Raw genomic sequence first — 24,811 nt, 5'->3', positions numbered from 1 at the left:
CAATCAAAAAATTGAGGTGTTAACTATGGGAGAAACAATCGATTTCCCAAGTCCAGAAAAAAGACTGAGAATCGCAGCGGAAAAAGCCTATCAAGGGAAAGAATTTTTGCAAGCGTATCGCCTATACCGTGAACTATATGCGTTGGATCATACCTTCGCTGTCAATCAATGGTTGGTGGACTGTTTACAGCAGTTGAAAGATTTTGCTAAAGCATTGGAAACCGCCGACGATTATTTGACGGATTATCTGCTTGATCCGAATGGGTTTTTACAGATCGGACATTTATATGTATTGGATGGGCAATACTTGAAGGCCCACAGATGGCTGGCCTTAGGACAAAGGCAGCAGGTGTCAGAAGCGCTATTGCAGCAGATGCGCTTTGAGATCGATAAGGTAGAGGAAGTGCAACAGATTCTCGGTATGGAAGATCACTTAGCCAAAAAAGAGCAATTATTGCACATCGATAATTTACGTCAACCTGTGAATTATCGAGAATGGCAAAGTTTCGTGCAAGGGATGACTAGTCAGCAGTTGATCGATTTGGTCAGGGATTTGCTGCCGCGATTGAGAAATGTCTATCTGTTGCCGCGCTTGATAGAAGAGTTGGTCCGTTTAGATGTTGACGAAGCATTTACGGTCGTTGATTACATGGGCGATCGGCAACAATTCAATCCTCATCTATTGCGCGTACTGCCAGAAATGCCGGTTTATCAGCGCATCATGGCACGGATCAATGACACGATCGCCCAAGAGGATCCAATCTTGGCTGAAAGTGTCCGCGCTGAGATCACAGATCATTTAGCAATCAGCTACCCATTTTTGCCCCTTGAAGGACAAGTAGATGCTTGGATCGATAGTTATATTGCCGATTACCGTGGGGCAGCGAACAATGACCCTTCTGCAAAACAAAAAAATAGCATCCGCCTTCGCAAAGAACGACTGCGGGCCATCTTGCAGGAAACACGATTCTAGAAAGAAAAATTTGCAACTTTCATTGTAAAATGTTTACAATTAAACAACGTTAGTGTACTATTTAAAGGTATGCATGAAACTATTTCATATGTCAAACATAATTTATATTCGGAGGGAAATAAATGACTGCAAATTGGGAAAAAACAGGCACGAATGATGGTGCTTTAACATTTACGATTGCACAAGCTGAAATCCAAAAAGGCTTAACAACTGCATTCAACAAAGTGAAAGGCAACTTGAACGTACCAGGTTTCCGTAAAGGGAAAGTATCACGTCAAGTCTTCAACCGGATGTACGGCGAAGAAGCGTTGTATGAAGATGCATTGAACGCTGTCTTGCCAGAAGCGTACGAAGCAGCTGTCAAAGAAGCAGGGATCGATCCTGTATCACAACCTAAAATCGATGTTGTCAGCATGGAAAAAGGTGAAGATTGGACGATCAAAGCTGAAGTCACAGTGAAACCAGAAGTGAAATTAGGCGACTACAAAGATTTAACAGTTGAAAAACAAGACCGTGAAGTAACGGATGAAGATGTGGATGCACGCATCAAACGTGAACAAGAAGCGCAAGCTGAATTGGTCATCAAAGAAGACGAAGCAGCAGAGAATGGCGACACTGTCGTGATCGATTTCGAAGGTTTCTTAGGCGAAGAAACATTTGAAGGCGGCAAAGGCGAAAACTATTCATTAGAATTAGGTTCTAATTCATTCATTCCTGGCTTTGAAGAACAACTTGTTGGTACAAAAGCTGGCGAAAGCAAAGACGTAACTGTCACTTTCCCTGAAGACTATCAAGCAGAAGATTTAGCTGGTAAAGAAGCAGTCTTCAAAGTAACCGTTCATGAAGTGAAAGCCAAAGAATTGCCAGAATTAGATGATGAATTTGCAAAAGATATCGATGACAGCGTTGAATCATTGGCTGAATTGAAAGAAAAATACCGTACTGAATTAACTGAAACCAAAGAAAAAGCAGCAGAAGATGCAAAAGACGAAGCAGCAATCCGTCAAGCAGTTGAAAATGCTGAAATTCTTGAATTGCCACATTCAATGGTCCATGATGAAGTACACCGTTCAATGGATGAATTCTTGAACAACATGCAACAACAAGGCATTTCACCTGAAATGTACTATCAATTAACTGGTTCTACTGAAGCTGACTTGCATACACAATTTGAAGGCGAAGCAGAAACACGCGTCAAAACAAATCTTGTCGTTGAAGCCATTGCGAAAGCAGAAGGATTAGAAGCAACAGATGAAGACATTGAAAATGAAATCAAAGAATTGTCTGAAGCATATAACATGCCTGTTGATCAAATCAAACGTGTCTTAACAGAAGATATGTTGAAACATGATATTACAATGAAAAAAGCAGTTGAAGTTGTGACTGGAACTGCCAAAGAAGCGTAATTTCTAAAATTTAAGCGGCGAACATCTTTAGGTGTTTGCCGTTTTTTATTGGTCGTCTTGTCGAAGTTTAAACATTTTACTAACAAATGATAAGAAAGACGTATAGAAAGTAAAAAGAACTTTTTCTTTCAAAAAAGATATGATATGATTGATGAAGACTGTAAATTTGGTCATCAAAATTCCACTCCTTTCATATAGGTTGGAAAATTTTCAAGGGGTGAACAGTATGTACGATAACACAAATGGGAATGAAGCTGTTCGTTGTTCTTTTTGCGGCAAAACACAAGAAGAAGTCAAAAAGATCGTCGCTGGACCTGGCGTCTATATTTGTAATGAATGTATCGATCTTTGTAAAGATATTATCGATGAAGAGTTTTATGAAGAAGCAATCCGTGAGTTTACTGAAGTGCCTAAACCACAGGAATTGTTGAATGTCCTGAATGAATATGTCATAGGTCAAGACCGTGCCAAACGGACGCTGGCTGTGGCTGTTTATAACCATTACAAACGGGTCAACGCTGAAACGTCAGCAGAAGATGTTGAATTGCAAAAAAGCAATATCTGTCTGATCGGACCAACTGGTTCTGGGAAAACGTTCTTAGCGCAGACATTGGCAAGATCATTAAATGTACCTTTCGCGATCGCAGATGCCACAAGTTTAACCGAAGCAGGTTATGTCGGTGAAGACGTTGAAAATATTTTGTTGAAACTATTGCAAGCGGCTGACTACAATGTAGAGATGGCTGAAAAAGGCATCATTTATATTGATGAGATCGATAAAATCGCCCGTAAGAGCGAGAACGTATCGATTACCCGCGATGTTTCTGGTGAAGGTGTGCAACAAGCGCTGTTGAAAATTTTAGAAGGCACAACTGCGAGTGTACCGCCTCAAGGTGGCCGTAAGCATCCGCATCAAGAAATGATCCAAATCGATACGACGAATATTTTGTTTATCGTTGGTGGGGCATTTGACGGCATTGAAACAATCGTCAAGAATCGCTTAGGCGAAAAAACGATTGGCTTTGGTACCAACAACAAACGTTTCTCTGAAGGGGAAAGCGTGATGCAGCAAATCATTCCCGAAGACTTATTGAAGTTTGGGTTGATTCCTGAATTTATTGGACGCTTACCTGTAATGGCAGCGTTAGAAAAACTAACCACAGATGATTTGGTGCATATTTTGACAGAACCGAAGAATGCATTGGTCAAACAATACCAAAAACTGTTGGCGTTAGATGATACTGAATTGGCATTCGAACCTGAAGCATTGCGTTCGATTGCTGACCAAGCCATTGAACGCAATACAGGGGCCCGTGGTTTACGCTCTATTATAGAGAATATTATGATGGACGTGATGTTCAATGTCCCTTCTGATGAATCGATCGAAAAAGTGATCATTACAGAAGATGCGGCCAAGGAGCAGGGTGAACCTACGATCATTTATAATGAAGAAACAAAAAAAGCAGTCTAATTTAGACGTCGTCGGATAGTCTTATTGCTATCCGGCTTTTTTTTGAGTAAAATAAAGAGTCATGAAAGGAGTGAGTGGATGAAAGTACATCAAGCTGAAATCGTCATTAGTGCTGTCGCACCAGCGCAGTACCCAGACACCAACTTACCAGAAATCGCCTTAGCGGGTCGTTCAAATGTCGGTAAATCCTCTTTTATCAATACCTTGATCGATCGTAAAAATTTGGCCCGGACATCCTCCAAGCCAGGAAAAACCCAGACCTTGAATTTTTACTTGATCGAGCAAGCATTGCATTTTGTCGACGTTCCTGGCTATGGATATGCAAAAGTATCAAAAACAGAGCGTGCCAAGTGGGGGAAGATGATCGAAACATATCTAGCAGAACGCCAGCAATTGCGGGCAGTTGTTTCCCTTGTTGATTTGCGTCACGCACCTTCACAAGAGGACATTCAGATGTATGACTTTTTGAAATACTATGAGATCCCTGTGATCGTTGTGGCCACCAAAGCGGACAAGATTCCCCGCAGCAAATGGAACAAACATGAAAGTATGGTCAAAAAAGCCCTATCTTTCGATGCCAACGATACCTTTATTCTATTTTCAGCTGTTACAAAGCAAGGAAAAGAAGAAGCGTGGCAAGCAATCGAAGAAGCCATCAAATAAAAAAAGAAAAGCCATTTTAAATTTGATGGCTTTTCTTTTTTTATTTAGTCTTTTTATTGGTTTCTGTCTGAACATTTTTCGTTTTCTTCTCATCATCATCTTTCAGAAAACGTTCAATATCAAGTTCTTGTTTTTTGTTGTCTTTGTCATTGTCGGGAAGAAAGGCAAAATCATCAAACATTTTGTCTAGAGAATCTTCTCGTTGGAATTTTAAGCCCATATTGTTCACCTCCAAGGGACTCTAGTGTATCACGAATCATGCTGGATTTCATCTAAATTAAGCGAAATAGTGTTCATTCACCACAGGCTTTACTATAATTAAATAAAAGGGATGGATCGAGGTGAAAAAAATTGATCAAGACAGAGAAGATGTACGGGCTTATCCAGTCGGCGCCTTTGGATGAAGCGGCTTTACAACAGCACATCGACAATTGGTTGGTACTGGTACGTTTGTGTTATCAACCGGTCGAGTTTTATATCGATCAGCAACTGAAACAACCCTATGACTTCGATACCGTCAAAGAGCTGTTGCAGAAAGGAAAACATCAAGCCAGTTTCGAACTGATCGTCACAGATGGTGAAAATGAGTCGAGTATCCATATTATTGAGGATGCTGTGTTGCAACGGCACTTGTTGACGAAACGTGTTTTTGACAGTTTTAGAGGGGTCATCCAAGACTATTTTGATACCACGATGTCTAACAATGGGTTGTTTGCTTATTTACGCGCCTATGACGAATTTCTAGCCCATAATGTCGAGAATATCGAGAAACGTCAACAGTTTCAAAGCCAAAATGAGATCGCGCTTTTACCTAAACGGAAAAATATGAATCAAGCGGTGGTGATCGACTGTAATCAATTTGCAGGCTACGATGTGTTTTATACTGGCTACACACTGACATCCTGCTGGCGCATGTATTTTTCTGCTTACTATGAGCAAATCATGCCAAGCATCATCATCAAAGATACCCAGCAAGTCGAAAAAATCACCACTTTAGCACATGATGTGATCATGGTGGAGTTATATCGTGAACCTGATCAATGGGATCTCGAGGTGAACTTAACTTATCAGAGATTGTTTCGCGATCAAACAGGCATCGATCAATTGGCTTGGGACAATGGTGTGGGGGTGTTGCGGGAACCTTTTATCGAGTATGCCTTTGGGCCGCAGATCATCCAAACGATCCAATACCAAAATGATCAATTGCAGCCGACGACCAAACGCAGAGCGACCCATTTTGTCACCCGTAGTTTCGATTTAGTCCAACAAAATTACCAAGAAAAGCGCGTCAAAGGCTACTTGAATGCGCAAGCTTATTTTCCTTGGATCGATCGCGAACGTTTGCGTATGATGGACTATGTGGTCCTTCAACCAGAGCTGACTTTGGATGATGGCATCGCGGCTTACGTGTTTTATATTCGCAATCATCTAGATATATCTTTTTCCGCTGATGCGTTTAAAGATTATGCTGTATGCTTGCAATTTTATTTGCCGCCAGAGGCACTTGATACGCTGCCAATTGACGCTTTAAAAGAAGCAATTCCGGATATCCGTTTTGGTTATGTACATCGCAACAGTAAATATACCAGGGTTACATTGAAGAAAGACGGCAAGAAACTGCAAGTGTATTTTATGAGTGTCCAAAAACTCGCGCAGCAGCAGTTCATGGCAAAATAAGAAAAAAGCAGATCACGGGCATCGTGATCTGCTTTTTGATGGTTAGGCAATCTCTTCAGGTTCTTTCTTCAATAGGCCGAAGATAATACCTGAAATGATCGCACCAATCAATATAAACAATAAAAATAGCAAAGGTTTTGACAAGAGCAATACCACAAAGATTCCGCCGTGTGGCGCCATTAATTGGATATTAAATGCGCCGACCAAGGCACCTGTCAGTGCCGATCCGATGATGAAACTTGGGATCGCACGAAGGGGATCAGCTGCGGCAAAAGGAATCGCACCTTCTGTGACAAAAGACAGTCCCATGACGATATTGGTCAAACCTGCTTCTTTTTGGTCTTTGGTAAATTTGTTTTTGAACAACAAGGTTGCTACGAAGATCGCTAATGGTGGCACCATACCGCCAGCCATGACAGAAGCCATCACTACGCTGCCGCCCTCAGCGACAGTTGTCGCCAATGTTGCAGTACCAAATACATACGCTGCTTTGTTGATCGGTCCGCCTAAGTCAGCAGCCATCATCGCAGCCAACAAAGCACCTAATAAAGCTGCGTTTGTGCCGCTTAAACCTGTTAAGAAAGTGTTCAATCCATCATTGATGGCTTTCATTGGTACATTGATCAGCAACATCAAGAAACCAGTGATCAATAGACCGAAGACAGGGTAGAAGAGAATCGTTTTGATCCCATCTAATGATTTTGGCAATCCTTTGAACAATGAACGCAAGAACTTGATCACATAACCTGCTAAGAAACCACCAATCAACGCACCTAAGAAACCAGCGCCGCCACTGCTTGCTAACGCACCTGCAGCAAACCCAACGATCAGACCTGGACGATCACTGATACTAGAAGCGATAAACCCAGCTAAGACAGGAAGCATGAAACCAAACGCCGCACTACCGATTTGATTGAACCAAGCAGCTGATTGGTTATAACTACCCAACTGACTTAAAGAATCTTGAGGCACACCGATAAATTGATCGATCATAAAGGAAATCGCGATCATGATCCCGCCAGCGATAACGAAAGGCAGCATATGAGAGACACCGTTCATCAAGTCTTTGTAGATCCGTTGGCCGATAGAGCCATCAGCGGAACCATCTTCATCACTTGCTGAAGCTTGACCCGTTCCATGGAAAACCGGCGCTTTGCCGCTTAATGCTTCATTGATCAATTGTTCTGTTTTGCGAATCCCATCACTGACTGGACGATTGACCAAGTGTTTACCGTCAAAACGGTCCATTTCGACTTTTTTATCAGCCGCTACAATGACACCAGCTGCTCGGGCAATATCTGCTTCAGTCAATCGGTTTTTGATTCCTTCTGATCCATTGGTTTCAACCTTGATATCAATACCTAATTCTTTGGCTTTTTTCTTCAATGCATCTTCAGCCATATACGTATGGGCGATCCCAGTTGGACACGCTGTAACAGCGACTAAGTATGGACGTTCGCTCGTTGTTTCTGCTGCAACACTGGCTGCTTGTTCCTCAGCAAGGGCATCAGCTTCTTGCTGTGCTTCTGCTGCAGCGAAAAGTTGTTGGACTTCTTCAGGTGTTGTTGCAGTTTTTAATTTGTCAACAAATGCTGGATTGATCAAAAGACGAGATAGACCAGCCAATGCTTGTAAATGGGTATCGTTGGCGCCTTCGGGTGCTGCGATCATAAAGAATAAATATGTGGGCTGACCATCTAGTGCTTCATAATCAACACCATGTTGGCTTTTGGCAAACAAAACGGTTGCTTCTTTGACTGCACTATTTTTGGCGTGAGGCATGGCGATACCGTCACCTAAACCAGTTGAAGTTTGGGCTTCACGAGCCAAAATGCCGTCTTTATAAACGTTCTCATCAGAAATACGACCAACCGCGTATAATTTTGCCACCATTTCGTCAATGGCACCTTTTTTGTCAACAGCTTGCAAATCCATGATCATGGCATCTTTAAGCAGCAATTCATTGATTTTCATTTTTCCATCCTCCTAGATAAATATCTCTTTGACTTCAACTTCTGGCAACAATTCATGAATGAAATCCGCTTGGGCTAAGTCATCTGAAAAAGCTGTTGCACTGCCGCAAGCGACACCCCATTTAAATGCTTCAACGACATCCCGCGTTTCTGCATAGCGCCCAATAAATCCTGCGATCATTGAATCTCCAGCACCTACTGAATTTTTCAATGGTCGTTTTAGTACATTCGTGCGATAGATTTTTTCACCGCTAAACAATAATGCACCATCGCCGCCTAATGAAACGATGACATTTTTTGCGCCATCTTGCAGCATTTTTTGGCCATAAGGCAAAATATCCTCGATACTTGAAAATGATGTTTGATATAACTCTGCCAATTCATGATTATTGGGTTTAATCAACAGTGGGTGTGCAGGCAAAGCGGCAAAAAGCTCAGCCCCAGTTGTGTCGATCACAAAATCAGCGCCGGCATTTTGAACGAGTTCAATCAAATCTTCATAAAAGTCAGCAGCAAGTCCTGCAGGTTTGCTGCCGGATAAAATCACGATATCGTCGGGTTTTAGCTGGCTGAATTTGGCTTTTAGATCTGCCATTTCACTTTCTGAAATGGCTGGACCTAATCCATTGATCTCAGTTTCTTCTCCAGATTTTAGTTTGATATTGATGCGGGTATCATCAGTTACAGACGTAAATTGTTGATCGATTGCTTCTTTCATTAACCAGTCGCTGATGAAGGTGCCAGTAAAACCACCGACAAAACCAAGTGCGGTTGAATCTACGTCGATTCGTTTTAAAATACGAGAAACGTTGATGCCTTTGCCACCAGGTAATTTGAAATCTTGCGTCATTTTGTTTAGGGCACCAATCGCTAAGTGATCGACATGTACAATAAAATCGATCGACGGATTAAGTGTTACCGTGTAAATCATGCGAATACCTCCATTAATGTTGTTTTTGCTCGGAATTTCGTCAAATAATTTTTCGGGCAATAATCGGTGATGATCGTAGCTGCTTCGATCGTGGCCACTTGTGCAAATGTCGTTTGTTGGAATTTAGAATGATCAAGCAGCACATAGGCTTGTTGACTTTGTTCAATAGCAATCTGTTTGATCATTGCTTCTTCAGGATCAGGTGTCGTAAAACCAGCTTCAGTATGACCGCCATTCATCCCCATAAAGCATCGGTTGAAGCGCAATTTCCGCAGTTGTTCACTGGCTGTGATTCCTAAAACCGCATTTGTAGCAATTTTGATCGTACCACCTAAAATCAAGGTGTCGATACTGTGATCGATCAACAGTGAAGCATGCTTAACAGAATTGGTGACCACTTTCAAGGCATGGATCGTTTTTAAGAAAGGAATCATTTCTAGCGTCGTAGTGCCAGCGTCTAAGTAAATGACTTCGCCATCTTTGATCACACTCGCTGCTTGTTTGGCAATCAATTGTTTTTCGGACTGGAACTTGGCGGTTTTTTCTGTCATATTCGGTTCAAAACCCAGTTGCTGACTTTTTTTGGCACCACCGTGGATCCGAACCAAAAATCCTTTGTCCTCCAAATCTTGCAGATCTCTGCGGATCGTCGACTCTGACGCTTCCAGCTGTTGCAATAAGTCGCTGACTTTGACGATCTCATCAAGCTCTAAACGAGCCAAAATCGCTTGATGGCGTTCTTCTGTAAGCATTTTCATCACCTCTTCACAAGTCATAGTAACACAGCAAACAATCAAAATCAATCATAAACAGTAAAAACCATTCAAAATGTAAGCGTCAATATAAGAAAACGGTCAAATAACGCCATATTTCCAGTCAATTTGTTTCTCATCATCGTTTAATATTTGACAGTTTGGCTATTTATTTGGCTTAATTGAATGAAGGGGGGATATTAATGACGAATAAAATTATTTTACAAGGTTTTGAATGGGATCTGCCGGCCGATAGCCAACATTGGCGTAAATTAAAAGAAATGAGTCAAGAATTAAAAGATTATGGTTTCACAGCAATTTGGCTTCCTCCTGCATATAAAGGAACTGCTGGTTCTAAAGATGTCGGATATGGTGTGTATGATTACTATGATTTAGGCGAATTTGACCAGAAGGGGTCAATACCGACTAAATATGGGACCAAAGATGAATATTTAGCCGCTATTCAGTCACTAAAAGAACATGGGCTGGAGGTTTATGCGGATATTGTCTTTAATCATTTGATCGGCGGAGATGAGAAGGAAGTCGTCCCAGCTGTCAAGTATGATTGGAACAATCGAAATGAACAAATCAGTGGTGAAGAAGAGATCGAAGCCTGGACCAAGTTTACATTTCCTGGTCGAAAAGGTACCTATAATGATTACATTTGGACGTGGAAAAACTTTTCAGGTGTCGATTATGATGACCGAACCAAAGATCACGCTTTATTCAATATCGGGGATAAAGGGTGGGAGCAAGAAGTTGATGATGAGATGGGGAACTACGACTATCTGATGGGATGCGACCTTGATATGGAGAATCCTGAAACAGTGGAGCAGCTAGACAAATGGGGCAAGTGGTATTTGTCATTGACGGATGTTGATGGGTTTCGTTTGGATGCAGTGAAGCATATTGAGTTCAATTATTATGCCGATTGGTTGCTGAACCGTCGTGGAGAAAAAGGTGAGCCTTTATTCGTGGTAGGAGAGTATTGGTCGGGGGACTTGCCTAAACTTGAAGAGTATCTCGACTCCTCTGGCAATCTGATCAACTTGTTTGATGTACCACTGCACTACAATCTATATGAAGCCGCACATTCTAATGGTGAATATGATATGCGTCAAATTTTTGCCAATACATTGATTGATTCAAGAGAAGACTATGCTGTAACTTTCGTTGATAATCACGATACCCAAGTCGGACAAAGTTTAGAATCATGGGTAGATGGCTGGTTCAAAGTCCATGCCTATTCTTTGATTTTATTGCGCAAAGCGGGCACACCGGTGGTTTTCTGGGGCGATCTGTTCGGTATTCCTGAGCAAGATGTCGGCCCGGTCGGTGATGCATTGATCCATATGCTGAAACTACGAGAAAAATTGGCTTTTGGCAATCAAGTCGATTACTTTGATGATCCCAGCGCGATTGGGTGGGTCTTGACAGGAGATTATGAACATGAACTTTCTGGTCTAGCGGTGGTCATGACCAATGCACAAGGGGCAGAAAAAGAAATGACGATCAGCGCCATTCATGGGGGCGAAACGTTTGTTGACATTTTAGGCAACAATCAAGCTGAGGTTGTTCTTGATGATACAGGCAAAGGCTTATTCCCAGTCAATGATGGCCAAGTATCCATCTATGTCAATCAAAAACTGGTTGCTAAGTATTTCCAATGACCATCAGAATAAAAAAAGGAGAAGATGCCCTGACAGGGAATCTTTTCCTTTTTTGCTAGATTTGATTTTGATTGAGCAGCAATGCTTGTGCTTTGATCCATTGATTGGATTCAAGGGAGTCGGTCAGAACCATGAGCAGATCACCTGCTTGAAGAATCGTATCGCCTTTGGGGATCAACGTATAGGCGCCGCGCCGAATGCGAATCAGCAATGTATGTTCCGGCCAGTTCAGGTCTTTTACGGCACAGCCGTGATACATGCTTTCAACCGTTACTGGCAATTCAATGACGTGGGTCTTCCCTTTGATCGAGGCCATTTGTTTGGGCTGAAGACGTTCCAATAAAGTTTCGTAAATGGGATGCCCACCCAACAAGTCAACAACCACGTAAGCTGTCAAGCTGACCAAGCCCAAAGGCATCAGATGATTGATTGAGCCAACCATTTCTGTTACCAGAATAATCGCAGTAAGTGGGGCCTTCCCTATGGCTGTGAAGTAGCCCGCCATGGCAACGATCACGAAATTTTTGATGTAGATGGTGTCTAACCCAAACCAGGTATGCAAGATCGTACCATAGATCGCACCTAAAATTCCGCCAAGGGTCAAAATAGGCAAGAAAATCCCACCTGGCAATCCGGCACCATAAGAAACCATTGAAAATAAATAGCGCAGCACAAACAAACCGATCAACAGCAGTAGTGGTTGATGGAGACGGCTTAACTGGAGGATGATCTGGTTGCCGCCACCTAAGTAAAGGGGAAAAAATAGCCCAATTGGTATGATCAGCACAAAAGGTACGAGGCTGTACCAGTTTGATGAGAGCGGCAGTTTTCCAAACAATTTGGGTAATGACAAAAGATTCAGCTGATATAAACGGCCCAATCCCCCTAATATCAGCCCTAAGACCACCAATGTACCATAATAAGGTAAGGGTAAATCACTCACGGTTCCTTGATACAAGACTGGTTGCAAGCCAAAAAAGTGCAAAGAAACAAAATTTGCCGTGAGGGCAGAAGTTAACGCAGTCAACCAAACCAAAGGTGAAAAGGAATGATGGATCTCTTCTAAAACAAACAATAATCCCGCAATCGGCGCATTGAAGGCTGCTGACAAGCCAGCACTTGCGCCACTGGAAATCAATATTTTTTCTTCATAAGAAGGACCTTTGAACCAAGCGCTGATCCCTTGCCCAACGGCTGCACCCAATTGGATCGACGGTCCTTCCCGCCCTAAGAAAAGGCCGGAGCCAACACTCAAAATACCCCCGATAAATTTTTTCCATAAGACTGAAAACCAATTGTAGGAAAGTTCACCTGCAAGTAGACCTTCGACTTGTGGGATCCCGCTGCCTTTGATCTGCGGCTCCCAGCGTACGAGCAATGCAATCAGCACCCCTGTTGCAAGGGATACCGCCAACCAGAGAGGAAGCAAATGCGGGTGCGCATCTAGATAGTGATAGACGGATACCACCAAAGCGCTCACCGTTTCGATCGATAGCCGGAACAAACTGACGATCACACCAGCCACTGCACCAACGAGGATCCCTTTGACGATAAATAGCAATCGTGTCGTGTCGATTGCGTGTGTATGTAAGTATTTCATCTTATTCCTCGCTTTCCTTTCCATGTTAAACCCAACTGACTTAGATAACAATAGTTTTTTTCGACGCGTTCGGTTTTCCGATACTATGGATAATGCTATAATTGAAGAGATTGAGAAAGAAAGGATGTTTAAAAACATGTCATCCAAAAATGAATTATTGGCACGAATGAATCCGCGGCAAAAAGAAGCCGTTATGCATACGGAGGGACCGCTGCTATTGATGGCGGGGGCTGGTAGTGGCAAAACCCGTGTTTTGACACACCGTATCGCTTATTTGATTGAAGAAAAAGATGTAAATCCATGGAATATTTTGGCCATTACGTTTACCAATAAAGCCGCCAAAGAAATGAAGGAACGGGTCACCAACTTACTAGGCAGCGGAGGAGAAGATGTCTGGGTATCCACCTTCCACTCAATGTGTGTCCGCATTTTGCGCAGGGATGTCGACCGAATCGGCTATGCCAAAAGTTTCACCATTGTGGATTCCTCTGAACAAAATACTTTGATGAAACGTATTTTGAAAGAACTGAATATTGATCCCAAAAAATATGATCCTCGTGCTATTTTGGGTGCGATCTCCCACGCAAAGAATGAATTGCAGACGCCAGAAGCCTATAATGCCCTTGAAGGCAGCTTGTTCGAACAGATCGTTGGTCGCTGCTACGTACGCTATCAAAAAGAACTCCGCAACAATCAGTGCATGGACTTTGATGACTTGATCATGAACACGATTCGCTTGCTCCAAGAAAACGAAGATGCTTTGCAGTTTTATCAACGGAAATTCCACTATATCCATGTCGACGAATATCAAGATACCAACCATGCCCAATATACACTAGTGAATTTATTGGCCGCCCGTTTCAAAAATTTGTGTGTTGTCGGCGATGCGGACCAAAGTATCTATGGTTGGCGCGGGGCAAATATGCAAAATATCTTGGATTTCGAAAAAGATTACCCCGATGCCACGACCATCTTATTGGAACAAAATTATCGTTCTACACAAACGATTTTATCAGCAGCCAATCAAGTGATTCGCAATAATCGCAATCGACCAGACAAGAAATTGTGGACAGAAAATACTTCCGGCGAAAAAATCACCTATTATCGCGGCGATAGTGAACGAGACGAAGCCCGCTTTATCGTCAGTGAAATGCAAAAGCAAATTGCGGAAAAAAGCCGCAAGTTCGGCGACTTTGCCATTTTGTACCGCACCAATGCGCAATCACGGATCATTGAAGAAATGTTGCTGAAAGCCAACGTGCCCTATACCATGGTCGGTGGCAGAAAGTTCTATGACCGCAAAGAGATCCGGGATATTCTTGCCTATCTGTCTGCGATTGCCAATCCTAGTGATTCGATCAGCTTAGAACGAATCATCAATGTACCCAAGCGCAGTATCGGTGCCACATCTGTGGAAAAACTTCGAGCGTTTGCGACTATGCATGAATGGTCGCTACTAGAAGCGGCGATCAATGTCGATCTTGCCAACATCTCTGGAAAAGCCGGAAAAGAAATCGGCAGTTTTGGGCTGATGATGGATGGGTTTGCGCAAATGATCCCTTATCTGTCAATCACAGAATTGACCAAAGAGATTTTAGACAAAACTGGCTATCGTCAAGAACTAGAGAACCAAAATACACTAGAAGCCCAAGCGCGTTTAGAAAACTTAGAAGAGTTTTTATCCGTGACACAAGAATTCGATAAACGTTTTGAAAGTCAGAATGAAGATGATGCGGATGCGCCTGATGAAAAACTGACGGTCTTCTTGAATGACTTAGCCCTCTTATCTGATGTGGACAGTTATGAAGAAGAAAGCAGCCAAGTCACATTGATGACCCTCCATGCTGCCAAAGGACTAGAATTCCCTGTGGTCTTTTTGATTGGCCTAGAAGAAAATGTCTTCCCACTGTCACGCGCCTTGATGGAAGAGAGTGAGTTGGAGGAAGAACGTCGTTTAGCCTATGTAGGAATCACCCGGGCGGAACAGGAATTATTTATGACCAACGCTTTTTCTCGTACCCTCTACGGTAGGACACAGTACAATCGTCCATCAAGATTCATTGAAGAAATCGAAAAAGACTTAATACAGTCTTTAGGGGAAAGACAGCAACCAAAGGCTGCACCATTTCAGCCGAAAGTATTCAAGCCTGGCTATACACAGCCGCGTCAAACAACAGTCAATTCCAAACAAACCACCACCGCAGCCGGCAATCAATGGCAGGTGGGAGAGAAAGTCAATCATAAAAAATGGGGTGTCGGTACCGTCGTTCGGACGTCAGGCAGCGCGCAAGATACCGAGTTAGATGTTGCCTTCCCGCAACAAGGGGTCAAACGATTATTGGCCGCCTTTGCCCCCATCGAAAAAATTGAAAAATAGGAGGTCTTGCTCATGGATAGTCCGACAAAAGAACAACAAGAACGCGCTGAAGCACTGCGCACCGAATTAAACCAATATGCGTATGCGTACTATGTCAAAGATCAGCCTGCAGTGGAAGATTATATCTATGATCAGTTATATGCTGAACTTGTGGCTTTAGAAACAGAATGTCCGCAACTTGTCACAGAAGACTCGCCTACACAGCGGGTGGGAGGCGTGATTCTGCCAGGTTTTGAAAAAGTGACTCATGATATTCCCTTATATAGTTTGAATGATGTGTTTGACAAAGAAGAGATCATAGCCTTTGATGCCCGTGTCCAAAAAGCGCTAGGCAGAGCAGTAGACTATGTCTGTGAATTGAAAATCGATGGTTTGTCGATCTCCCTTAAATATGAAAATGGCCGTTTTGTGCGTGGTGCAACCCGCGGGGATGGTACAGTGGGCGAAAATATCACCGAAAATCTCAAAACGATCAAATCGATCCCTTTGCGTTTGAAGGAATCAATGTCATTGGAAGTTCGCGGCGAGTGTTATATGCCCAAAGCTTCTTTTTTGAAGCTAAACACGCAACGAGAAGAAGACGGGTTAGAAATCTTTGCCAATCCTAGAAATGCCGCAGCCGGCAGCTTACGGCAGCTAGATACCCGTATCGCTGCCCAACGGAATTTAAGTACTTTCTTATATACACTAGCTGATTTTGGCCCAATCGAAGCCCATGATCAGTTTGGTGCACTCCATGAATTGGATCAACTGGGCTTTCGGACCAATCACGAGCGCCGCTTATGTCATTCAATTGACGAAGTGTGGGCGTATATTGAAGAGTTTCATGAAAAACGCAGTCAATTGCCGTATGAGATCGATGGTGTCGTGATCAAAGTCAACCAATTTGCCGACCAAGATCAACTAGGGTTTACCGTTAAAGCGCCTCGCTGGGCAGCTGCTTACAAATTTCCTCCAGAAGAAGCGGAAACCATGATTGAGACCATTGAATGGACAGTTGGACGGACAGGTGTCGTTACACCAACTGCTGTGATGACCCCTGTCCGAGTCGCAGGAACGACAGTCAGCCGAGCGAGTCTGCACAATGTTGATTTTATCCAGATGAAAGATATCCGTTTAAAGGATACAGTGATCATCTATAAAGCTGGAGATATTATTCCTGAAGTGTCAAAAGTATTGACAGAAAAACGCAGTGATGACAGCCAACCTTATCCGATACCGACCCATTGTCCAATCTGTGACAGTGAATTGATCCACTTAGATGAAGAAGTCGCCCTGCGGTGTATCAATCCAAAATGTCCAGCCCAACTCAAAGAAGGGCTGAGCCACTTTGTTTCCCGTAATGCCATGAACATCGATGGGTTAGGCCCTAGGGTATTGGCACAAATGTTTGATAAAGGGCTGATCAATGATGCGGCGGGTTTATATTACTTGACCGAAGAACAGTTGCTGACCTTAGATAAAATCAAAGAAAAATCGGCCGCCAACTTATTGCAGTCGATTCAAGCAAGCAAAAACAACTCGGTGGAACGTCTGATATTTGGATTAGGTATTCGCCATGTCGGCGCCAAAGCAGCAAAAATCCTCGCTGCCCATTTCGGAGATCTCCGCAGCCTCCAAAAAGCGCAAGAAGCAGAAATCATCGCACTAGAATCGATCGGCACGACGATTGCCGAGAGCGTGGTCGCTTATTTTGCCAATCAGGAAGTCCATGAATTGTTGGATGAGTTTGAAAAAGGCGGCGTGAATTTCGCCTATCATGGGATTCGGCAAGCAGATCTTTCTGCTGTTACGTCACCTTTCAAAGACAAAACCGTTGTCTTAACAGGCAAGCTTTCACACTTTACCCGCGAAGAAGCCAAAGAAAAGATTGAGCAGCTGGGGGGGAAAGTGACAGGCAGCGTTTCAAAGAAAACCGATATCGTCGTTGCTGGTGAAGAGGCCGGCAGCAAATTGACAAAAGCCCAGGATTTAGGGGTGACTGTGTGGGAAGAAGCACAAATGGTTACTGCTATTGAAGGGAGTCAGGTGAATGAAACGTAATGCACTTTTTATAGCGGCAGTTTTGATTTGCCTCAGCGGTTGCGGAAATCTAGAAAAAGGCATCACCACTATCGACCAAGGCGATGTGACGACCGGGGGCAATATCACCACCGGCAGGCTAAACAATCAAGTCTATCAAGCCGTGATGACAGATGGCAAATACCAAACAAGTGCTGCGCGTCAATTGAACGCTGAAAAGCTGAATAATGGTTTCAATCAAACCAATTTTGACAATGGACTGCTCCGTTTGTCGTATGACACCTTTTCCGTTGATCAGCATTATTTTCAAGAAGGGCAATATCTAACGGCAGATACCATCAAAAACTGGTTGAAACGTGCCACCGATGACGAAGACAGTCTCGGATTGAACCCCGCGAATCAAGAGGAACCAATCATTTTTCAACAATTACTGGAGCATGATTTTCTGAAAGAAGACGGCAAAACATTGGCCGGCATCAGTTTAGGGTTTGCTTTCAATAGTGTCTACTATGGCAGTGAAGAAACGATGACGATTTCCAGAGACACGATGATGGCGAACGCACGAAAAACGATTCAAACAGTCTTGACCCATGTACGGCAAATCGATGGACTAGCCACGGTAACAATCGTTATCGGGTTATTTGAACAAAGTGCCAAAAATGACACCGCTGGCGGCAATTATATTTATCAGACCGTCAGTACTGAAGGTGGGACCACGATCGATCAATTTGAGCCGGTCAATGAAACGCATCTGATCTTACCTGTTGCTTCCGGCACGTCAAATGCAGCGACTGATGATGGATTGAACAGCAAATTTATCACCTTTAGAGAGGCGATCATTTCCTTCTTTCCTGACTTGACCGGTGTCAGTGGGAAAGTCTATTACGTAGATGATCAAGTGCAAAAATTAGTGATCACCATCGATTCAAATTATTACAGCAAGACAGAAGTTACCAGCTTCACACAATATGTCGGCAAACAAGTCGAAACGGTTTTCAGTGAAGTGCCGGGTGTGATCGAGGTTCAGATTGGCTCGATCACAGGGCAGCAAGCGTTCCTTTCTAGAGAATCAGAGACGACAGCGATTGCTAGTTTTGTTTTCAATTAACTATGATAATTTTCAATTTCTATTTCATGAATCATGAAAAAAGTGATACAATACATTGGAAAAACGCAAAACGTATGTTACGTATGCAAGAAAGAGGAGGATTTTATGGCGATCAGTGAAGAACAAGTCAAACATGTTGCCAAACTAGCAAAACTTTCATTCTCAGAAGATGAATTACACGAGTTTACCTCTCAGCTAGGAAAAATAATCGATATGGTAGAAACGCTTGAAGAAGTCGATACACAAGGCGTACCATTTACGTCAAATGTTGCGGATACGATCAATGTCATGAGAGAAGATGTGACGATTGGCGGATGGGATCGGGATGAATTGATGAAGAATGTACCAGAATCAGAAGATGGCTTCATCAAAGTGCCTGCAATTATCGACAACGGGGAGGCCGGTGCCTAATGACTGAACTATTTAACAAGAGTATAGAAGAATTACATTCTTTATTGGTTTCTAAGGAAATCACAGCAACAGATCTAACAGCCGAAACCTTTGCGCGGATCAAAGAAACAGAACCGCAGATCGAGTCTTTCTTGGCTTTGAACGAAGAAAAAGCACAGGACTTAGCACAAGCAATCGATCGCAAAGGCATTACTGAAAGCAATGTCTTATCTGGTATTCCGATTGGGATCAAAGACAACATCGTCACGAAAGACTTGCGCACGACTGCCGCATCTAAAATTTTAGGTAATTTTGATCCTATTTATGATGCAACTGTCATGGATAAAGTCTACCAAGCAGATTTGATTCCTGTCGGCAAATTGAACATGGATGAATTTGCCATGGGGGCAAGTACCGAAACCTCTTATTTCAAGAAAACGAAGAATGCATGGGATCAAACCAAAGTTCCTGGCGGCTCTTCAGGCGGCTCTGCTGCAGCGGTTGCTGCTGGCCAAGTCCCAGTTTCTTTAGGTAGTGATACGGGTGGTTCGATCCGCCAACCAGCAGCTTTCAACGGCATCGTAGGACTAAAGCCTACCTATGGCCGCGTCTCTCGTTATGGCTTGATTGCCTTTGCTTCTTCATTGGATCAAATCGGCCCAATGACTAGGACCGTCAAAGACAATGCCCTTGTCTTGAATGCGATCAGCGGCTTTGACGCCAAAGACAGTACTTCAGCAGGTGTATCTGTTCCTGACTTTGCTGCAGGATTAACTGGGGACATCAAAGGAATGAAAGTAGCTTTACCGAAAGAATACATGGGAGAAGGCATCCAACCAGGAGTTCGTGACGCAGTCTTGAAAGCTGCCGACACATTCCGTGCTTTAGGCGCAACAGTCGAAGAAGTGAGTCTGCCTCATTCAAAATATGGCGTGGCAGTCTACTATATCATTGCCTCTTCTGAAGCAAGTTCCAACTTACAGCGCTTTGATGGGATTCGTTATGGATTCCGTTCTGAACATATAACGAATTTAGAAGATGTCTATGTCAACTCAAGAAGCGAAGGCTTTGGTGAAGAAGTCAAACGCCGGATCATGTTAGGGACCTTCTCATTAAGTGCAGGATACTACGATGCCTACTTTAAAAAAGCAGGTCAAGTACGGACTTTGATCAAACAAGATTTCGATCAAGTGTTTAATCAATATGATTTGATCATTGGTCCAGCATCTCCAACTGTGGCATTTGGCATTGGTGAAAACATCAATGACCCAATCACCATGTATATGAATGATATTTTAACGATCCCTGTGAACTTAGCAGGCTTGCCAGGCATGTCAGTACCTGCTGGTTTCTCTGAAGGGTTGCCAGTTGGTTTGCAGATCATCGGCAAACACTTTGATGAAGCTACGATGTATAAAGCGGCCTATGCATTTGAACAAGCCACTGATTTCCATAAGAAACAACCAGTGATTTTAGGAGGGGGCAAAGCATGAACTTCGAAACAGTCATTGGGCTTGAAGTCCACGTTGAATTAAAAACAGAATCAAAAATTTTCTCTCCAGCGCCTGCTCATTTTGGTGCGGAGCCAAATAGCAATACCAATGTCATTGACTGGGGCTATCCAGGAGTCTTGCCTGTGATGAATAAAGCTGCCATTGAATTTGGGATGAAAGCGGCATTGGCGTTGAATTGTGAAATCTCAAAAGAAACGCATTTTGACCGCAAAAACTATTTTTATCCTGATAATCCCAAAGCGTATCAAATCTCTCAATTTGATCAACCCATTGGGCACGATGGTTGGATCGAGATCGAAGTCGAAGGCAAAAAGAAAAAAATCCGTATCGAACGGGTCCATTTGGAAGAAGATGCTGGGAAAAATATGCATGGCAAAGGCGGCTATTCGTATGTCGATTTGAACCGTCAAGGTACGCCGTTGATCGAGATCGTATCAGAAGCAGATATGCGCTCCCCTGAAGAAGCCTATGCCTATTTAGAAGCATTGCGCTCAATCGTTTTGTTTACAGAAGTGTCTGATGTCAAGATGGAAGAAGGATCTATGCGTTGCGACGCCAATATTTCTTTGCGCCCTTACGGACAAGAAGCTTTCGGTACCAAAACAGAATTGAAAAACTTGAACTCGATGTCTTTTGTCAAAAAAGGTCTTGCCTTTGAAGAAAAACGTCAAGCGAAAGTGCTGCTTTCTGGTGGCGAAATCCAACAGGAAACCCGTCGATTTGATGAAACCACCAGCAAAACATTGTTGATGCGTGTCAAAGAAGGTTCATCAGATTACCGCTATTTCCCAGAACCAGATATTCCCCGCTTTGTGATCGACGATGAATGGATCGAACGGGTGCGTCAAGGCTTGCCTGAAATGCCGCAAAAACGCCGGGCTCGTTATATTTCTGAATTAGGTTTGCCAGAGTATGATGCGATGGTCTTGACCCTCACGAAAGAAATGTCTGATTTCTTTGAAGCAGCGATCGATGCTGGTGCTGATCCGAAACAGGCGTCTAACTGGTTGATGGGTGAAGTATCTGCTTACCTAAACAGCGAAAAAATCGAATTGCCAGATACCAAACTAACTCCGGATAATTTAGCAGGGATGATTCGCTTGATCGAAGATGGCACCATTAGTTCGAAGATCGCGAAGAAAGTCTTTAAAGAATTGATCACCAATGGTGGCGATGCGAAAGAGGTAGTCAAAGCCAAAGGATTGATCCAACTATCTGACCCAGCACAATTGCTGCCAATGATCAATGATGTTCTGGATCAAAACCAGCAATCTGTCGATGATTTCAAAAATGGGAAAGACCGTGCCGTTGGTTTCTTAGTGGGACAAATCATGAAAGCCACGAAGGGACAAGCCAACCCAGGTATCGTCAATAAATTGTTGCAAGAAGAATTAGCAAAACGATAAGAGGCGAGCCATGAAAAGAGCAAGAGTGATCTATAACCCGACATCTGGCAAAGAATTGATCCGTAAGCATTTAGCGGATATTTTAGATGTGTTAGAATCAGCAGGCTTTGAAGCCAGCGCCTTTGCAACCACCGCAGCGCCATACTCAGCGCGGGATGAAGCCAGCAGAGCAGGGCAAGCCGGCTTTGATTTGATCGTAGCAGCAGGCGGTGATGGCACCATCAATGAAGTCGTCAATGGTATCGCGCCCTTAGCGGTTCGTCCGAAGATGGCCATCATTCCTGGCGGCACCACTAATGACTACGCCCGTGCGTTAAAGATACCTAGAAATGATATCAAAGCAGCGGCAGAAGTGATATTGAAACAGCAAACAGTCAAGATGGATATCGGTAAAACACCGAACACCTATTTTATCAATATTGCTGCCGGCGGCCATTTGACAGAGTTGACCTATGATGTCCCCTCTGAACTGAAAAGTGTCTTTGGCTATTTGGCTTATTTAGCTAAGGGGGCCGAGTTGCTGCCGCGGGTCAAGCCCATCAAAATGCATTTAAAGTACGAAGATGGGGAGTATATCGGCGGTGCGTCGATGTTTTTCTTAGGACTGACCAATTCTGTTGGCGGATTCGAACAAATCGCACCGGATGCGAAACTAGATGACGGCAAGTTTTCGTTGATCATCGTCAAAACTGCCAATATATTTGAAATCGTTCATTTGTTGGCACTGATGATGAATGGCGGCAAACATATCAATGACCGTCGGTTGATCTATACCAAGACTTCTTTTCTTGAGGTAGACGCCCCTGAGCAAACCAACCGTTTGATGATCAATCTGGATGGTGAGTATGGTGGCGATGCACCGATGCGCTTTGAGAATCTGCACAATCATATCGAATTTTTTGCCAATGTTGATCAAATTCCTGATCAAGCAGTGGTGGGTGAACAAAGCTACCAAGAAATCAGCAAAGGCTTCATCAAGGAAGTCGAACGACTATCTGATGAAGATATCAATGGTGATGGAAAAATCGGTGATGAGAATCGCTAGCCAAATGAATGGATGGCAAAGCTAAAGAACAGGGGCCTTCGCTTCCTGTTCTTTTTGTAAATTGTGGACAAATATCTTTGCTCTTTTGAGTGAAATGTTGCTGCAATAAGGTTTCGTAAAAAACAACCTACACCTAAAGGTTTGCGTTGTTTCATAAAGACGTTATGTTTCACGAAAACACGGCTTTCACAGGTGGAATTTCCGAATGATTGATTCTGTTTAATTATTAAATAGACCAAAAGACGAATTAAATTGATTAATCTGGTGAAAAGTTCGCTTTTTCAAACGATTATCTGCTTGCTTTGGATGTCATTCAATATTAGAATATGCTATAATAATGAAACGAAGAAATGGGGGGACTGAAATGGCGCAAATCGATGCCGCAAAAGCGCTTGATCTGCTGAAAGATGATGCAGAACGAATCAAAAAGTTGATTCAAAATCAAGAAAATAGTTTATGTATTGCCCAATGCAAAGCCTTTGAAGAAGTCGTCGATACCCAAATGTATGGGTTATCACGACAAGTTGCTTTCGCGATTCGTTTAGGGATCGTTGATAATCAAGAAGGGCAACAATTAATGGCAGACTTAGAGAAAGATTTGAACCAGTTATATAGTGATGTGTATGAAGATCAACGAACGAATGAAATAGGCAAGGAGGCATAATCTTGCCGGAAAAAGTTAAAAAAAGACATTTATTAGATTACAGTATTTTGCTCCCTTATATCTTTTTATGTATTACAGGATTGATGATGGTTTATAGTTCAACGTCCTATGTGGCAATGACGGCGACACCACCTACGACTTCAGCGTCCTATGTCATCAATCAGGCGCTCTTTTGGGTATTGAGTTTGATCTTGATCACGATTATGTACAAGATGAAAACCGATGTCTTTCGTCACAAAAAATTTGTCCAGATCGCCATGATCGTGATTTTGGTATTGCTGATCGCTGCCTTTTTCTTTGAAAAGAGAAATGGGGCATACGGCTGGCTGTCGATTGCTGGTTTTTCTGTGCAACCGGCGGAATACCTGAAATTTATCGTTGTCTGGTTTTTGGCAATGACGTTATCGTATCGGCAAAAAGGCATCCAACAGGATTTTCTTAAAACCGTTTGGCGGCCTATTGGGATCGTTTTGGTCTATACTGCGATTTTAGGCTTTTATCCTGACTTCGGGAATGCCGTGATCGTTGTGCTGCTGGCATTCACTGTTTTATTATCCAGCGGCTTGAATTATTTGTATACACTGATTTTAGGCGGTGCTGGCATCATTGCCAGCGGCTTGATCATTTTCGCTGTACGACTCACGGGCGGAAAGTTTTTGCCAGCCTATATTTATAGCCGGTTTGCTTCCTATTTGAATCCATTCGCTGATGAATACAACACCGGTCATCAAATGGTCAATGGGTACTATGCCATGTTCAATGGCGGGCTGTTTGGCCGTGGTTTAGGCAATAGTATCCAGAAGCGCGGTTTTCTGAATGAAGCCCATACTGATTATATCTTTTCGATCGTCATGGAAGAATTAGGGTTGATTCCCTCTATCATTATTTTAGGGATTTTGTTTTATATGGTTGGCCGGATCTTTTTGATTGGTATACGTTCAAGAGATCCTTTCAATTCAATGATGTGTACGGGGATCGGCATGTTGTTTCTGTCCCAGATATTCATCAACTTAGGCGGAATCACAGGTATCATTCCTTTGACCGGGATCACTTTCCCGTTCCTTAGTCAAGGTGGATCCAGCTTGTTGATGTTATCGATATGTATTGGATTTGTGTTGAACATCAGCGCAGAAGAAAAGAGGAAAGAATATAGTTTAAACGATTGATCA

General features: G+C 43.0%; 20 protein-coding genes. 15 read left to right on the top strand and 5 right to left on the bottom strand.

Translation table 11 applies throughout. The features are described 5' to 3' along the window. Positions 1–25 precede the first annotated feature (25 nt). The 4 genes from ACYVRS_RS04650 (at position 26) to yihA (ending at position 4,513) form a co-directional block, all read left to right on the top strand. Positions 26–973, top strand: coding sequence for a hypothetical protein (locus ACYVRS_RS04650; protein ID WP_461202705.1), 948 nt, complete (start codon positions 26–28; stop codon positions 971–973). Positions 974–1,095: 122 nt separating this feature from the next. Then, positions 1,096–2,379 (top strand): trigger factor, encoded by a 1,284-nt coding sequence (tig, locus tag ACYVRS_RS04645; RefSeq protein WP_461197568.1) that lies wholly within the window; start codon positions 1,096–1,098, stop codon positions 2,377–2,379. 226 nt (positions 2,380–2,605) lie between these two features. Then, on the top strand, positions 2,606–3,850 hold the full coding sequence (gene clpX, locus ACYVRS_RS04640; protein ID WP_312497385.1) for an ATP-dependent Clp protease ATP-binding subunit ClpX: 1,245 nt from the start codon (positions 2,606–2,608) through the stop codon (positions 3,848–3,850). Positions 3,851–3,928: 78 nt separating this feature from the next. After that, the gene (yihA, locus tag ACYVRS_RS04635) at positions 3,929–4,513 is read left to right on the top strand and encodes a ribosome biogenesis GTP-binding protein YihA/YsxC (RefSeq protein WP_054116270.1); all 585 of its coding nucleotides are present in this window, start codon (positions 3,929–3,931) and stop codon (positions 4,511–4,513) included. Positions 4,514–4,553: 40 nt separating this feature from the next. Here yihA and ACYVRS_RS04630 read toward each other — a convergent pair whose 3' ends face one another. Further along, positions 4,554–4,733, bottom strand: a complete 180-nt coding sequence (locus tag ACYVRS_RS04630; RefSeq protein WP_313537429.1) for an SPJ_0845 family protein — start codon at positions 4,731–4,733, stop codon at positions 4,554–4,556. 131 nt (positions 4,734–4,864) lie between these two features. Between ACYVRS_RS04630 and ACYVRS_RS04625 the strand changes: the two genes are divergently transcribed. After that, positions 4,865–6,190: a hypothetical protein gene (locus ACYVRS_RS04625; protein WP_461197567.1), complete on the top strand. Its 1,326-nt coding sequence runs from the start codon at positions 4,865–4,867 to the stop codon at positions 6,188–6,190. A 42-nt stretch (positions 6,191–6,232) separates the two neighbouring features. On the opposite strand, the gene ACYVRS_RS04620 is transcribed toward ACYVRS_RS04625, so the two are convergent. The 3 genes from ACYVRS_RS04620 to ACYVRS_RS04610 are packed head-to-tail and all read right to left on the bottom strand — an operon-like array spanning position 6,233 to position 9,846. Then, positions 6,233–8,164 (bottom strand): PTS fructose transporter subunit IIABC, encoded by a 1,932-nt coding sequence (locus ACYVRS_RS04620; protein WP_461197566.1) that lies wholly within the window; start codon positions 8,162–8,164, stop codon positions 6,233–6,235. 12 nt (positions 8,165–8,176) lie between these two features. Then, positions 8,177–9,094 (bottom strand): 1-phosphofructokinase, encoded by a 918-nt coding sequence (pfkB, locus tag ACYVRS_RS04615; protein ID WP_461202703.1) that lies wholly within the window; start codon positions 9,092–9,094, stop codon positions 8,177–8,179. Then, positions 9,091–9,846: a DeoR/GlpR family DNA-binding transcription regulator gene (locus tag ACYVRS_RS04610; RefSeq protein WP_461197564.1), complete on the bottom strand. Its 756-nt coding sequence runs from the start codon at positions 9,844–9,846 to the stop codon at positions 9,091–9,093. Before ACYVRS_RS04610 ends, pfkB begins: the two co-directional genes overlap by 4 nt. A 203-nt stretch (positions 9,847–10,049) precedes the next feature. Here ACYVRS_RS04610 and ACYVRS_RS04605 point away from each other — a divergent pair, with 203 nt between their 5' ends. Continuing rightward, complete coding sequence (locus ACYVRS_RS04605) at positions 10,050–11,516, top strand: alpha-amylase (protein WP_461202701.1); 1,467 nt, start codon at positions 10,050–10,052, stop codon at positions 11,514–11,516. Positions 11,517–11,571: 55 nt separating this feature from the next. On the opposite strand, the gene ACYVRS_RS04600 is transcribed toward ACYVRS_RS04605, so the two are convergent. Then, positions 11,572–13,140 carry a ClC family H(+)/Cl(-) exchange transporter gene (locus ACYVRS_RS04600; RefSeq protein ID WP_461202699.1) on the bottom strand — a complete coding sequence of 523 codons (1,569 nt, stop codon included), beginning with the start codon at positions 13,138–13,140 and terminating at the stop codon, positions 11,572–11,574. Positions 13,141–13,252: 112 nt separating this feature from the next. Here ACYVRS_RS04600 and pcrA point away from each other — a divergent pair, with 112 nt between their 5' ends. The 9 genes from pcrA to ACYVRS_RS04555 all read left to right on the top strand — a co-directional run bounded on the left by pcrA (position 13,253) and on the right by ACYVRS_RS04555 (position 24,808). Beyond that, a complete protein-coding gene (pcrA, locus tag ACYVRS_RS04595; RefSeq protein ID WP_313537933.1) occupies positions 13,253–15,493 on the top strand; it encodes a DNA helicase PcrA in 2,241 nt (746 codons plus the stop codon). Positions 15,494–15,505: 12 nt separating this feature from the next. Further along, positions 15,506–17,536, top strand: a complete 2,031-nt coding sequence (gene ligA, locus ACYVRS_RS04590) for an NAD-dependent DNA ligase LigA (RefSeq protein ID WP_313537931.1) — start codon at positions 15,506–15,508, stop codon at positions 17,534–17,536. After that, the gene (locus ACYVRS_RS04585; protein WP_313537929.1) at positions 17,526–18,623 is read left to right on the top strand and encodes a CamS family sex pheromone protein; all 1,098 of its coding nucleotides are present in this window, start codon (positions 17,526–17,528) and stop codon (positions 18,621–18,623) included. Before ligA ends, ACYVRS_RS04585 begins: the two co-directional genes overlap by 11 nt. Positions 18,624–18,728: 105 nt before the next feature. Beyond that, positions 18,729–19,034: an Asp-tRNA(Asn)/Glu-tRNA(Gln) amidotransferase subunit GatC gene (gene gatC, locus ACYVRS_RS04580; RefSeq protein ID WP_054116258.1), complete on the top strand. Its 306-nt coding sequence runs from the start codon at positions 18,729–18,731 to the stop codon at positions 19,032–19,034. Continuing rightward, positions 19,034–20,506 (top strand): Asp-tRNA(Asn)/Glu-tRNA(Gln) amidotransferase subunit GatA, encoded by a 1,473-nt coding sequence (gatA, locus tag ACYVRS_RS04575; protein ID WP_313537927.1) that lies wholly within the window; start codon positions 19,034–19,036, stop codon positions 20,504–20,506. The genes gatC and gatA overlap by 1 nt, the downstream gene beginning before the upstream one ends. Then, positions 20,503–21,933, top strand: a complete 1,431-nt coding sequence (gene gatB, locus ACYVRS_RS04570) for an Asp-tRNA(Asn)/Glu-tRNA(Gln) amidotransferase subunit GatB (protein ID WP_312540836.1) — start codon at positions 20,503–20,505, stop codon at positions 21,931–21,933. Before gatA ends, gatB begins: the two co-directional genes overlap by 4 nt. Before the next feature lie 10 nt (positions 21,934–21,943). Further along, entirely contained in the window at positions 21,944–22,978 is a 1,035-nt protein-coding gene (locus ACYVRS_RS04565; protein ID WP_313537925.1) for a diacylglycerol kinase, read from the top strand. A gap of 364 nt (positions 22,979–23,342) precedes the next feature. Further along, the gene (locus ACYVRS_RS04560) at positions 23,343–23,642 is read left to right on the top strand and encodes an Fpa/YlaN family protein (RefSeq protein ID WP_313537937.1); all 300 of its coding nucleotides are present in this window, start codon (positions 23,343–23,345) and stop codon (positions 23,640–23,642) included. Positions 23,643–23,644: 2 nt separating this feature from the next. Further along, positions 23,645–24,808, top strand: coding sequence for an FtsW/RodA/SpoVE family cell cycle protein (locus ACYVRS_RS04555; RefSeq protein WP_313537923.1), 1,164 nt, complete (start codon positions 23,645–23,647; stop codon positions 24,806–24,808). Positions 24,809–24,811 lie beyond the last annotated feature (3 nt).

The organism is Enterococcus salsurae (genome assembly GCF_054784955.1).
The sequence above is the reverse complement of the archived record's forward strand: the minus strand, read 5'-3'. Positions and strand labels throughout refer to the sequence as shown.